Annotated in this window: 11 protein-coding genes and 3 pseudogenes; 7 read left to right on the top strand and 7 right to left on the bottom strand. The window is 59.7% G+C overall.

Annotated features, from left to right (window positions below; all coding sequences use genetic code 11):
* Nucleotides 1-7: 7 nt before the first annotated feature.
* From N2604_RS01545 to N2604_RS01535, 3 genes and pseudogenes are all read left to right on the top strand, one after another.
* On the top strand, nucleotides 8-772 hold the full coding sequence (locus N2604_RS01545) for a hypothetical protein (RefSeq protein ID WP_260373492.1): 765 nt from the start codon (nucleotides 8-10) through the stop codon (nucleotides 770-772).
* 313 nt (nucleotides 773-1,085) lie between these two features.
* Nucleotides 1,086-1,370: pseudogene (locus tag N2604_RS01540) on the top strand (SOS response-associated peptidase family protein); the annotation flags it as partial.
* A gap of 128 nt (nucleotides 1,371-1,498) precedes the next feature.
* Nucleotides 1,499-1,777, top strand: a complete 279-nt coding sequence (locus N2604_RS01535) for a hypothetical protein (RefSeq protein WP_225161472.1) — start codon at nucleotides 1,499-1,501, stop codon at nucleotides 1,775-1,777.
* An 81-nt stretch (nucleotides 1,778-1,858) separates the two neighbouring features.
* On the opposite strand, the gene N2604_RS01530 is transcribed toward N2604_RS01535, so the two are convergent.
* Together N2604_RS01530 and N2604_RS01525 are read right to left on the bottom strand one after the other, a co-directional pair.
* The gene (locus tag N2604_RS01530) at nucleotides 1,859-3,196 is read right to left on the bottom strand and encodes an adenylate/guanylate cyclase domain-containing protein (RefSeq protein WP_225161503.1); all 1,338 of its coding nucleotides are present in this window, start codon (nucleotides 3,194-3,196) and stop codon (nucleotides 1,859-1,861) included.
* Nucleotides 3,197-3,319: 123 nt separating this feature from the next.
* Entirely contained in the window at nucleotides 3,320-4,249 is a 930-nt protein-coding gene (locus tag N2604_RS01525; protein WP_225161471.1) for a Ku protein, read from the bottom strand.
* 188 nt (nucleotides 4,250-4,437) lie between these two features.
* Here N2604_RS01525 and N2604_RS01520 point away from each other — a divergent pair, with 188 nt between their 5' ends.
* Entirely contained in the window at nucleotides 4,438-5,364 is a 927-nt protein-coding gene (locus N2604_RS01520; protein ID WP_225161470.1) for a 3'-5' exonuclease, read from the top strand.
* 24 nt (nucleotides 5,365-5,388) lie between these two features.
* On the opposite strand, the gene N2604_RS01515 is transcribed toward N2604_RS01520, so the two are convergent.
* Nucleotides 5,389-5,520, bottom strand: coding sequence for a hypothetical protein (locus N2604_RS01515; protein WP_311739802.1), 132 nt, complete (start codon nucleotides 5,518-5,520; stop codon nucleotides 5,389-5,391).
* A 209-nt stretch (nucleotides 5,521-5,729) separates the two neighbouring features.
* On the opposite strand from N2604_RS01515, the gene N2604_RS01510 reads away from it, so the two are divergent.
* Nucleotides 5,730-5,942: a hypothetical protein gene (locus tag N2604_RS01510; RefSeq protein WP_225161468.1), complete on the top strand. Its 213-nt coding sequence runs from the start codon at nucleotides 5,730-5,732 to the stop codon at nucleotides 5,940-5,942.
* 23 nt (nucleotides 5,943-5,965) lie between these two features.
* On the opposite strand, the gene N2604_RS01505 is transcribed toward N2604_RS01510, so the two are convergent.
* Complete coding sequence (locus N2604_RS01505; protein WP_225161467.1) at nucleotides 5,966-6,475, bottom strand: hypothetical protein; 510 nt, start codon at nucleotides 6,473-6,475, stop codon at nucleotides 5,966-5,968.
* Nucleotides 6,476-6,525: 50 nt separating this feature from the next.
* Nucleotides 6,526-6,712: pseudogene (locus tag N2604_RS01500) on the bottom strand (DUF3606 domain-containing protein).
* A gap of 114 nt (nucleotides 6,713-6,826) precedes the next feature.
* Here N2604_RS01500 and N2604_RS01495 point away from each other — a divergent pair.
* Nucleotides 6,827-7,374, top strand: a pseudogene (locus tag N2604_RS01495) (DNA ligase); the annotation flags it as partial.
* Nucleotides 7,375-7,438: 64 nt separating this feature from the next.
* Here the strand turns inward: N2604_RS01495 and N2604_RS01490 are convergent.
* Together N2604_RS01490 and N2604_RS01485 are read right to left on the bottom strand one after the other, a co-directional pair.
* Nucleotides 7,439-7,618 carry a hypothetical protein gene (locus N2604_RS01490; RefSeq protein ID WP_260376440.1) on the bottom strand — a complete coding sequence of 60 codons (180 nt, stop codon included), beginning with the start codon at nucleotides 7,616-7,618 and terminating at the stop codon, nucleotides 7,439-7,441.
* 301 nt (nucleotides 7,619-7,919) lie between these two features.
* Complete coding sequence (locus tag N2604_RS01485) at nucleotides 7,920-8,267, bottom strand: hypothetical protein (RefSeq protein WP_225161466.1); 348 nt, start codon at nucleotides 8,265-8,267, stop codon at nucleotides 7,920-7,922.
* Between the two features lie 495 nt (nucleotides 8,268-8,762).
* Between N2604_RS01485 and N2604_RS01480 the strand changes: the two genes are divergently transcribed.
* Nucleotides 8,763-11,975, top strand: a complete 3,213-nt coding sequence (locus N2604_RS01480) for an AAA family ATPase (protein WP_225161465.1) — start codon at nucleotides 8,763-8,765, stop codon at nucleotides 11,973-11,975.
* The last annotated feature ends 156 nt before the right edge of the window (nucleotides 11,976-12,131 follow it).

Below are 12,131 nucleotides of genomic sequence, written 5' to 3'. Positions count from 1 at the left end.
TGCTCTAGTGCAGAATGACGTCGATCCGCGAAACGGCATGTCGAGGCAGGGAAAGATCGAGAGCAACATCATCGCCAACATTCGGTGCGAGGTCACCAAGGGGCTATATCGGGCGGTCAGCACGGGGAAAGTACCATGGCTGACGGGGTGGGGCACGAGCATCTCTCTCAACCTCACGTGGGAAGAAACCTCGAACGTCAATCCGGGCATCCTCTACACGACCCCGATAGGCGGCTCCGATATATTTTCGGCAGCGGGTGGAGTGTCCGGTTCGGCACATTCGACACGAAACGAGGCGATCACCTTCACGCTTGAGAACAAGACGCTGTTGAAGGAGGCAATTCTCACTAGCCATGCTCGACAGGGGCTTGATTGCAGCGCTTTGGAAGACGGGGTCACCGTTTCCAGCGATCTTAATATCGACGAGTTCATCTACGACAAGGCATCGATAGCTGCCGGAAACGAGGCTCGCACGAGACCCATCGAGTATCCCCAATTCTCTACCTTCCAAGAAACTCTGACCTTCGTCGTTTCGGTAGGCGGCGACTTCACTCCAAGCTGGAAGTTCATCCGGTTAACTGTCAATCCCGGAGCGCCGTTCTTAGGCGGATCGCGTACCAAGACCAGTCAAGTCATCATAACGCTCGGCCCGCTCGCAAAACCCGCAGGGCCCGCCGGATCCGCGCAACTTGCCCTCCAGGCTGCGGTCCAGCACGACGCTGCGGTCGCGGGAAACGCGACCGCAGCGGCGATACGAAGCCAAGCTAGATAGGGAGCTCGCAGATGTCCGGAGCAGATAACGGGAACGGCTCGGTGGACCCCAGCAAGGGAGTAGTCATCGACGGCGAGACATTCTTTCCATTGTCGCGACCTAGCGGATTGAATCCTTGCGCCGGCAAAGACGATGGGACATCGTGCGGGGCAGGTTGCGTCTGCCGAGGCGGACAATGCTACTACTCTTTGCAGAGATTGAGGGAGATGGGCATAAAACTGCCAGACCTTTGAGAATGCCATTGGCGATGGACGCGAAACCTCAGTTCGCTATCAGGCCTGCCCGATGCCCGAATGCGTCGCCTTCGACGAGAGTCTCCTGCTTCGCCGGCATCTGGACCAGCTGGACCTCGGTCCGGAAGATCAAGGAAGGCGAGATCACCAACGACCTCTACGCGTTCCTGACGAAGGAGGCCAACGCCGAAGTCTTCGCCATCCATCCGAAGGCGATGCCCGTGATCCTGACTACACCGGACGAGGTCGAGACCTGGATGACGGCGCCTGCCGAGGAGGCGCTGAAGCTGCAGCGGCCGCTTCCTGACGGGACGCTCAAGATCGTCGCCCACGGCACGAAGGAAGACCCCGCGCCGGCGACGTAGCATTCTCCACAGGCGCTGCGGAACAGGTGGACAAGCCGAAGCCCTGCCGATTGCGAATCCCTGACCCGTGCTAACCGCGCGGAACGAGCGGGCGGGCGGAAGGATTCGTCCCGGCAGGAGCGATCTCGATGCTGAGGACGAAGGAACGACGGCCGGCGATCCGGACGCTGCGCGGCTGGGCGATCTCCGTGCTGCAGGAAGCCGGGGCGATCCACGAATGCGAGGAGCACGGATGGGCCAAGGATCGGGCCGATCCGCACGCACGAGAGCGGGCATTCGAAATCGCCAGGCAGGATCCGCCGCGCGGCCTTCCAATGAATGCGGCCATCGCCGAGCTCCGTGAGGTCTTGGATTCGATCGGCGACACCTGCCCCGAGTGCCCATCCGGAGACGAGCAGGACTGTTGAAGGGCGCGGCCGCCGGGCAGGAGACGCGGCGCAATTTTTTCCCCTGATCGGGGCGGCAATCCTGCGATCCCGAATCCGAGACTAGCCATTAGCCGCGAACAAGTCCCACTTGCCCGGCAATCCCTTGAGCTCATACGAACCGCGTTCGGTAAAGCGCAGACCGGCGCCGGCGACGAGATCGGTCACCACGCGCGAGACCAGAACCTCGTCGGGCCCGGATTGCGACATGACGCGGGCCGCTGCATGAACCGCGATGCCGCCGATGTCACTCCCCCGCACCTCGATCTCTCCGGTGTGCAGACCAGCCCGCACTGGCAAACCGATCTGGCGCGCAGCATTGCTGAACGACAGGGCGCAGCGGATGGCCCGGCCCGGCCCGTCGAAGGTCGCGAGCACGCCATCACCGGTGGTCTTGACCAGATTGCCTCGGTGCCTTTCAATGAATTGACGCGCGAGCTCGTCGTGCTGATCCAAACGGCTCCGCCACTTCTGGTCGCCGATCTCGGCGGCCTGTCGCGTGGAATCAACAATGTCCGTGAACATGACGGTTGCGAGAATCCGCTCCAGGTCAGCGTCTCCGGTATCACGATGCCCCGTGACGAACTCCTCGATATCGCCGACCACCGTTTCGGTATCGCCGGTCCAGAACGCGTGATCTCCTGTCGGATATTCGATGTACTTCGCACCGGGGATTTCCTCCGCCATACGTCGGCCCAAGGCGACCGGCACCTGCTTGTCCGTCGCCCTGTGCAGTACGAGCGTTGGAGCCCGGACACACGGAAGAATGCCGGTGACGTCTATCCGGCGGTTTGAGATGATGTAGGCCTTGATGGCGCCCGGACTGCTCGCCAGCTTCTCGAACTTGGCGATGCGCGCGACAGCCTCCGGGTTCGAGGCGTCACTCGCGAAGACGTTCCCCAAAAACGCTCCGCTACCCCACCGCTTGACAAGGTTCGCCAGCCTTTCTTCGGCGGCCGCCGGGGTCAGATTCGGCGGAAAAAGGTCGGCGACGCGGGCGAGTCCGCCGAAAAGAACCAAGTGAGACACACGCTCCGGATAGGTGCTCGCGAACAGAACGCTCATGGAGGCGCCCTCGGAGAATCCGACCAGCGCGGCTCGCCGAGATCCGACCGCGTCCATGACCGCGCGCACGTCGTCGATGCGCTCATCGAGAGAAGGCACGTCGGCCAGCCTGTCGGAGAGGCCCTGTCCTCTCTTGTCGAAGGCGATGACTCTGGAGAACTTGGCCAACCGGCGCAGAACCTGCGTGTAGCCCGGCAGCTCATGTTGATAGTCGACATGCGAGATGATGCCGGGGACCAGGACAATGTCGATTGGCCCGCTACCCATTACTTGGTAGGCGATGGCGAAATCGCCGCTCTGCGCATATTGCGTCTCTGGCAATCCTAGTTCAGCCACGGCCAACCCCGCTGCTCCCTGGGCCTGGGCAAACTATCGAGCATATCGCAAAGAAGATCAACGGAGCCGTCGGATCTCGTCGTCTATCAAAAGAGAAGGGGCCATTGGAAGCGAGCCTGCGTTCTAGGCAGACTTCCGCCGCGCTCCAGCCGCCGGCTTCTTGGCGGCGGTCTCCTTCGCCGGCTTCTTGCCGGCGATCGGCATCAGCATTTCCCTCTGGCCGGCCGACGCCTTTTTAGGCCTCTTGGCGGGCTTCTTTGGCGCCGCCGCCTCGGCCGCAGCGCCACCCACGCTCTTGCGAAGCGCGTCCATCAGATCGACGACGTTCTCGCCCTTCGGTCGTTCCTTCGGGCGGATGACCTTGCCGGCCCTCTTCTGGTTGATCAGGTCGACCAGCGCGGTCTCGTAGTGGTCCTCGAACTTCTCCGGATCGAACCGCCCCGCCTTTTGGTTTACGATGTGCTTGGCGAGGTCGAGCATGTCCTTGGTGACCTTCACGTCCTGAATCTCGTCGAAATATTCCTGTTCGCTCCGGACCTCGTAGGGATAGCGCAGCAGCGTGCCGATCAGGCCCTTGTCGCGCGCTTCGAGCGCGATGATGTGCTCGCGGTTGGTCAGCACCACCCGCCCGATCGCGACCTTGTCCATCTCGCGGATGGTCTCGCGGATCACCGCGAAAGCGTCGTGCCCGACCTTGCCGTCGGGGCGCAAATAGTAGGGGCGGATCAGATACCGCGGGTCGATGTCGGACCTGTCGACGAACTCGTCGATCTCGATGGTGCGCGTAGACTCGAGAGCGATCTCCTCGAGCTCCTCCTTCGTCACCTCGATGTACTGGCCTTTATCGAATTCGTAGCCCTTCACTATGTCCTCGTTCGGCACCTCGTCCCCAGTGTCCGCGTCGACCTTCAGGTACTTGATGCGGTGGCCCGTCGCGCGGTTCAGCTGGTTGAACGAGATCTTCTCGCTTTCGGAGGTGGCCGGATAGAGCGCGACCGGACAGGTCACGAGGGAGAGACGCAGAAAACCTTTCCAGTTGGCGCGGGGGGCCATGAACGCGGTACTCCGGAGGGACGATGCTGGATTCAAGACGAACGGAGCCCGCCGGTTCCGACATGCTCCGGGCCCGCCAACGGGAAAATTGGCCATCTTCCCGCAGCGCCCCCCGGGCACGTCCGAAAATGTCGTGAATCGCTTGTTTTCCAGGTACCTCGTGGAGCTTTTGGCCGGTATTGTGGACCATGGACGCGCTGACCCAGCCCCGCAGACACAACACTCTGGACCCGGCGAACCTGGCTGCAATGGCCGACGCCTTGGCTCAGTCGTCCGATTACAGGGTTCTTCGACGCCTGATCGCCCGTCCTCCCTACACGCCGGCGGCCGGGCAGGAGGTCAGGACCGGCATTCTGCTCGACACCGAGACCACCGGCCTCGACCACTCGAAGGACGAGATCATCGAGCTCGGGATGGTCAAGTTCGACTACACGTCGGACGGGCGGATCGTCGGCGTCAGAGACACGTTCTCCGCCTTCAACGAACCGAGCGCGCCGATCTCCGCGGAAGTGACGGCGCTCACCGGCATCACCAACGAAATGGTCACGGGGCACAAATTTGACGATGCCGCCGTAACGGCCTTCGCCGAAAGCGGGCTCATCACGATCGCGCATAACAGCGCTTTCGACAGGAGGTTCGTCGAGCGCTACTGGCCCGTGTTCGAGCACAAGGCCTGGGGCTGCAGCATGAGCGAGATCGACTGGCGCAAACATGGCTTCGCAGGCTCGCAGCTCGGCTATCTCCTGAACGGAGCCGGCTACTTCCACCAGGCGCACCGCGCCGTCGATGACTGCCACGCGCTGCTGGAGGTCCTGGACTTCGTACTGCCGACGACCGGTGCGCCGGCGCTCGCGCTCCTCCTCGAGACCGCCCGCAGGCCGACGCTGCGGATCTGGGCGGAGCAGACCGCATTCGAGCTCAAGGACTCGCTGAAACGGCGCGGCTATCGCTGGAATGACGGCAGCGACGGCAGACCCAAGTCCTGGTTCAGAGATGTCGATGAGAGCGGTCTGGACGACGAGATCGCGTTCCTACGGACCCAGATCTACATGCAGGATGTCGAGCCCAACGTGCAAAGGCTGACCGCCTTCACCCGGTTCTCCAGCCGCATCTAACTCCCGTTCCGGCTGACGGAGAGCTCAGTCCGCGGGTGGCTTCAACGGACTGTCCACCCACTTGAGAGCGGCAGGGTCATGCAGCGGGTCGTCGTCGCAGACCGGACACACATAGCGCTCCCTGCCGGGGCTCGCGTCGTTCTTGACGAGCTTCATGGGCCTTCCGCAGACCGGACACGCCTTCCGGATCGGGTGCAGCACCGTCATGTCGAATTTCCCTGCCGCCGGCAGCTTAGGCCCGCCGGAGGCGTCGGTACAAGCGCACGATGCAAGGTTTTCAGGACCGCCGTCGTGGCACTGGCGCCGCTTGACTCCTCGCCTGCGGGCCACGCAAATTTGAGAAGTGATGTCGTGGGGGGGGTGCCATGGAGCAGGAATTCTATCGGGGTCTCGCGCACCGGGTCCGGACCATTGCCGAAAGGGCCGACCCGTTCACCCGGCGACGCCTCCTGGACTTGGCGAGGCGGTATGATGCGAAGGGCGGCCAAGCGTCGCGATCCGCCCCGCCGGAGCGCCCGCTCCCCCTACCGCGCACGACGCCCCCAAACTCGATCTACTCCGGGCCCAGCGAGGCCTGACAGGCGAGCGGCGGAGCGGCCGGTCAGACGGCCGACTCCTCTTCGAGCGCCAGATCGTCTTCGGTCAGCTTCGTCTCGAGCCGCAGACTGTTCACCTTGGCGCTGCGATGCCGGAATCGGGTGCCCCGCATCAGGACGAACCTGAACCTACCGGCGATCAGCATCTGGAGGATCGGCGTTAGCGCGTCTCGTGGGATTCCGATGTTGCCCAAGATCGCGTCCTGCGTGACGTGGAGCGACCCCAACGCGATCGGGTGCAAGTCCCTGCGCCGCTCCTCCTCCAGGTCGGACGAGGGGAGCAGCGAGATCTCCGCCCTGTCGGTCTTCTGCCCCGCCGGCCGCAGGAGCCGCCCCTTGATCTGCAAGTGACGGAATTCGTCGTACGGGTCGATCGGCTGCCGCTCGCTGTTGAGCGAAAATGAGTAGCCCCAGTCCCAGTCCTCGATCGCCAGGACGTAGTCGACGATCTCCTCGCGCGGCTTGCGCCGAGGCCTCTTCTTCGGTGACCTGATCAGCTTCTGTTCGGTGGCCATTGCCCGTAATCCGGATAACGGCTTCGCTATCCGAGCGGCTCAGAGGCGTCCTAGCGGGCTAGACGTTTCTCGACGCGCTTGCGGGAATTGCCGACCTTCTTGACGGCCTTCTTCACGGCCGATGCCGAGCGGCCTGTCTTCTTCGCTTCGTAGCGGACTTCGTAGTCCTGCCCATTGGCCACGCGGGCCCGGGTCCTGTTTGCGTCCACGCGCGGTCTTCTTCTTTGCTGCGGCCATCGGCTCCTCCTCTTGCGAACTCATGGCGATGCAACGCCGCAAGGATTCGCGGGTTCCGGAAACGAATCCTGCCGTCCCGGCTTGAATCTGCTTAGTTGTGCGTTGGAGTCCTGCGTGGCGTTTCAGCGGCGTAAACCGGCGGCGATCGGCGTGAAGGCGCCGTTCCCGGGCTTCGTAGAACCGGCCTTGGCATCATCGATCGAGAAGGTGCCGTCCGGAGCGCGATGGATTCACGAAATCAAGTTCGATGGCTACCGCGTCCAGGTCCATCTGGCGAACGAAGCCGTGAAGGTCTTCACCCGCCGCGGTCACGACTGGACCAACCGCTTCAAGAAGGTCGCCAATGACGCCTGGCACATCAAGGCGGGATCGGCGATCGTGGACGGTGAAGTCGTTGTCGCCGCCGCGGACGACACCACGGACTTCTCGGTCCTTCCGAACGAACTGAAAGGCCGGTCGACCAGCATCGTACTGGTCGCCTTCGATCTCCTGTTACCTGAATGGCCGCGACCCGGAAGCTGCCGCTCTTCCAGCGCAAGACCGAACTCAAGAAGATCATCGACGGCACCGAGATCCAGTTCAGCGAAAGCTTCGAGATCGAAGGCCGCGAGATGTTCGAACACGCCTGCAAGATCGGGCTCGAGGGCGTCGTCTCGAAGGTATGGTTTGGCGCCAGCTCAAAGAGAAGACTGCACTTCCCGGGGGAATCTGTTGATGAACGGAAGCTTATGTCCAGATTTCTTCAGCAATCGCGACCAGCCGTTCTAGAATGTCGCGTTCCGTGCGTAGCCGATCGCGCTCCTGGAGCCGGCGGGTGAACTCCGAAGCCTGGTCCGCCGACATCGGCTTCTCGGTCGCCGATGTCGGCGCATGCGGGAACTTGTCGTCGGCAATCCGACTCTTCACGCGTGCCTCGTCAGCGAATGTCGACAGTGGCTTACTCGCGATGAAGGGATGATCTAGCTCGACTGGAAGTCCGAGGCGTCGTCGTATTACTTCGGTCGCCGGAGCGGAAAGAGATAAGGGAAGAGAGATAAGGGAAGAGCGTATCGCCGGTTTTCACCGGCGGGTCTAAAGGGGATTACGCGAATATTGACCTGTTCACAGTTGTCCACCAGCCAGAGCGGCCGAAAATGTGGTCATCTGTCGTAGCGTTTTCGACAGACGAATCATGCAGCAAGAATCTGCGTTCGTTAGGACGTTGCCTCTAACCTAATTCGTCAATCAGTGTCTGCGTCTGCCTGGTCGGTGGTCCATAGCTCACCAAGCGTACGTCCAGGTTGAATCCCAGGACTTTCTTGAGCGCGCGCTTGATGGCGGTATGAATCCACTCAGGCTCGTTGCCGAACGCCCCACCGCCCAGGGAAGTTAGCAAGACGATATTCGATGCGTTTCGTCGGACGTTGATGACACCTTGAAGCATCGTAGCTTCATAGGCGGCATCGAGCACAAACTGTGCGAATGGTGTCCAAAACTTTCGTGGTACATGACCGTAGGCCACCGGCAGCGCTGAGCAGAAGACTTGGCTTACAAGAGGTCTGGGCGCGCGGGGCATGTCCGTTACTTCGAAATCGCGATGATGCCGATGCGCAGCTTCCCGCTATCGCGTCGATTTGCTCCTGGCCGGCCGAGTGAAGATAGTCCGAGATCAGGTCCAGACCTCCCCCGGCGCAAAGAGCATAATCGTTACGGTACTCCCAGAGGTCAGCGATGGAGCGATCGAGCCGAACACTCAGCTCATCGCCAATGTCTGCAAGGCCGTTAAGCTGGCATTCTGCAGTTTGGTCGATCTGGTCACCGACCGGAACGAAGTAGTTGCGGTAGATCGTCGCCGCGCCCGCGATGCTAACTATCCATTTGAAAAGAAGGCGATTTTGTCCATCGCCTTCGGTCCCAAAAACCGGACTCTTCGGAAAGTAGGGAACACTGGAAAGCAATACCCTATCGCCATTTCTTCCGTGCTGCTAAGATGTTTGCGGCACAAACATGAACTTTAAGTAGCGCGGAGACTTTTGGATTTCAAAAATCAATTGCTGTAGGGAGCGGAACCTTGAGGATCGCGGATTGGCTGAACGCGGTCGGTCTGGCCGAGTATATTGCCGCATTCGAGGCAAACAAAATAGATTTGGAGCAACTGAGCGAATTGACCGATGCCGACCTGAAGGACATCGGTGTTATAGCTTTGGGCCACAGACGGACCCTTCTTAAGGCGGCGAAAGAACGTTCCTTCATCATCCCTGCTCGCAATGAGCGAGGAGACTATCCATCGTTCTCCTCCGAGCGTCGCCACTTGACGATTCTGTTTTTAGACATCGTCGATTCGACCGCTCTTGCAACGGCTGTTGATCCAGAAGATCTGAGCGATACTATTGGGCGCTTTCAAAAAGCCGCCATCTCCCAGATCAATTCTTTTGAAGGTTACGTCGCGCGGTCGTTTGGCGACGGCCTCCTTGCTTATTTTGGATGGCCGAGGGCTCACGAAGACGATCCACAAAGGGCGATCCTCGCGGCTGACGCCACTCACTGCGCGATCAGTGAGTTACGTCGGCCAGACGGGGGACCATTGTTCGCCCGCGCAGGAGTGGCAACTGGATGGGTAGTGCTGGGCGACATCGGCGGGGCCGTAAAGGACGAGGTTGTTGGAGAAACACCCAATTTGGCCGCAAGGCTGCAGTCGGTCGCAGCGCCAGGACAAACTGTTGTTGCTTCTTCGACTGCGGCTCTCCTTGGTGAGGAATTTGCGTTGCAGGATCTTGGTCCTCAGATCCTGAAGGGCTTCGATAACAATCCGCGAGCCTACGCCGTCACCTCCATTAAGCAACGCGCGCGCTTTCAAGCTCGAGGGGTCCGAACCACACCCCTTGTGGGACGTGCCAGCGAGATCGAGTTGCTACGCGACCTTTGGTCAAAGGCAAAGAACGGCCAGGGCCAGGCTCTCATATTGAGGGGGGAAGCGGGCATCGGAAAAACACGGATAATCAGGGAGCTGGTTGATCAGATCCGGAGCGATCGCCAGGTCACGATGCGGTATCACTGTTCGCCATACTACCAAAACAGTGCTCTTAGACCGATGATCGCGCAATTGTCGGAGGCTGCTGGTTTTCTGCCAGAGGACAGTGCAGCAGTCCGACTGACTAAACTGAGAGAGCTCTTAAGCGTAACGAGCGCCAGCGATGAAGCCGTCTCTTTGATCGCGGAACTCCTGTCCATCCCTGCATCTGGCCATCTTAGCCCATTGCAGCTCACGCCTATTCAGAAGCGCCAACGCACCTTCCACGCTCTTGCTGAGCAATTCCGCAATCTTGCGAAGGGCGCGACAGTGCTGGCCATCGTCGAAGATGCTCACTGGATCGATCCCACCACTGCTGAATACCTTGACCTGATCATTAGGTCGGTCGACGCCGTGGCCGCGCTGGTGATTGTGAGCGGACGACTGGAATATAGTCCGGCATCCAGCTGGCAGCAGTTGCCAAGCTCCAATTATCTTCTGCTCAAATCTTTGAACGATGACAGTACTAAGGCTCTGGCAGAGAAGGTTGCCGGTGCATCATTGCCAGCCTGGGTGACTGCGGAGATCGCAAGCAGGACTGATGGTGTGCCGCTCTTCGTGGAGGAGCTGACAAAGGGGCTCGTTGAGGGCGGTCTCTTGAAATACGATGGCCATAGCTACGAGTTGACGGAGTCCTCTCTTCGACTCGCCATTCCCTCTACTCTTCAGGACAGTCTAACCGCCCGGCTTGATAATCTCCCAGGATCAAAATCGATCGCCCAGATCGGAGCGGCGCTGGGTCGTGAATTCAGATTGGACCATCTCGCGGCGATCACCGGATTGGCCGTATCATCCATCAAGGAGCAAGTGAATGGCCTCGAATCTGCTGGCTTGGTGTTTGAACGGCGCGCCCCGCTCGATGGAACTTACGTTTTCAAGCACGCGCTTGTACAAAGCGCTTCATACGAAAGCCTTCTTTTGTCAAAGCGGAAATCATTGCATGGTCAGATCGCGGAGATCCTGACTGCTCAGTTTCCTGAATTTTGCGAGAAGGAGCCAGAAGTAATAGCTGCGCACTGGTCGCGCTCAAATAGTCCTTCCAGCTCGGTTACCTTCTGGCTGCGGGCTGGTCAGAATGCCTTGAAGCGTTCGGCTTATTTGGAGGCGCTTAACAACTTACGACACGGTTTAGAGTACTTTAGTCCGAGCACAAAATGCGATGAGAACAGTCGCATTGAGTTTGACCTCAATCTGAGCGCGGGCCAGGCCTCTTACGTCGTCAACGGGCCTGCTGCTGAACAGACGACGAAGGCATACTCCCGTGCGCTTGAACTTATCGAGCTCGTAGATCAGCCAGACCAGCGCTTCGATCTGCTCTATGGCATTTTCTCCGGATATCACTTCGCCTCAAAATTCGATTTGGCACGTGAGCCTGCTGAGAAGATGTACGAGATCGCAACCAAAATGAACGATGAAAGCCACATCTGTCAGGCTCATCGTATGTTGGGCTATCTCAACTTTTTTGAAGGCAAGCTGGTTGCCGCTATCGGCAACTTTGAAGCCTTAGCGGCGCTTTACAGGCCCGAACTGCATGCCCCAATGGCAACACGCTACGGTGCCGATTGTCTCGTCGCCGCGCGAGGTTTTGAAGCGGTGGCGCACGGAGTTTGCGGTCGCGTGGATAGGGCGCAGCGATTGGCAGACGAGAACGTCGCCTATGCGAGGCGATTAAATCATCCTCCAAGCCTTGGGTGGGCGTTCGCAGCCGGAGGGTATCTGAATTACTTCCTGGATGGGATTGAAGCAGCGCTGAAGTACGTCGAAGAAGGTGCTCGCTACTGCGAGGTCAACAACGTGGCTGTCTGGGGCATCCATTGCCGATTGTTTGAGGCCTGGGCGAAGTCGGCATCCTCTGCGAACCCTGAATCATCTATCGAGGTCATGAGGAAGGGCATTGCAAACGTGAGCTCCCGCATTTCTCTCGGAGTTCCCCTTTTCAGAGCGGCGCTTGCCGATTTGCTGTTGACGACAGAGCAAATCGAATTAGCCAATCAAGAGATTGACACTGCACTAAGCGAGCTAGCGTCAACCGGGCAGCGCTTTTTCGCTCCCACAGTCTACTTTGTAAAAGGAAGCTGTTCTCGCAAACTCGGACGGGCGCATGCGGAGGACAGTATGACATGGTACGAGAGATCTGCTCTGACTGCCCGCGAGATGCGCGCGACTCTCCTTGAATCAAGAGCTTTGAGTGCACTAGCGCAAAAAGCGAGTTGATGCTCTCAAAGTTCAGAGAAGGGCGCGATCTCAGCAGCCCGAGAGGCACAATTCAGAATGGGAACGGACAATCAAAAGACCCCGGGCGAGGAGCCAACGTTGTGTCATGTGTTGACTGAAATTAACTCTTAAGCTGGCAGAAAAACACGGATCCGG

Source organism: Bradyrhizobium sp. CB1015, assembly GCF_025200925.1.
GTDB lineage: Bacteria > Pseudomonadota > Alphaproteobacteria > Rhizobiales > Xanthobacteraceae > Bradyrhizobium.
This window is presented reverse-complemented; position numbering and strand designations above follow the sequence as displayed.

What these genes read in the sequence shown, in the direction of transcription:
- N2604_RS01535 (WP_225161472.1), top strand. Translation starts at nt 1,499, where the DNA reads ATGCTGAGGACGAAGGAACGACGGCCGGCGATCCGGACGCTGCGCGGC.
- N2604_RS01525 (WP_225161471.1), bottom strand. Translation starts at nt 4,249, where the DNA reads ATGGCCCCCCGCGCCAACTGGAAAGGTTTTCTGCGTCTCTCCCTCGTG.
- N2604_RS01520 (WP_225161470.1), top strand. Translation starts at nt 4,438, where the DNA reads ATGGACGCGCTGACCCAGCCCCGCAGACACAACACTCTGGACCCGGCG.
- N2604_RS01515 (WP_311739802.1), bottom strand. Translation starts at nt 5,520, where the DNA reads ATGAAGCTCGTCAAGAACGACGCGAGCCCCGGCAGGGAGCGCTATGTG.
- N2604_RS01510 (WP_225161468.1), top strand. Translation starts at nt 5,730, where the DNA reads ATGGAGCAGGAATTCTATCGGGGTCTCGCGCACCGGGTCCGGACCATT.
- N2604_RS01505 (WP_225161467.1), bottom strand. Translation starts at nt 6,475, where the DNA reads ATGGCCACCGAACAGAAGCTGATCAGGTCACCGAAGAAGAGGCCTCGG.
- N2604_RS01485 (WP_225161466.1), bottom strand. Translation starts at nt 8,267, where the DNA reads ATGCCCCGCGCGCCCAGACCTCTTGTAAGCCAAGTCTTCTGCTCAGCG.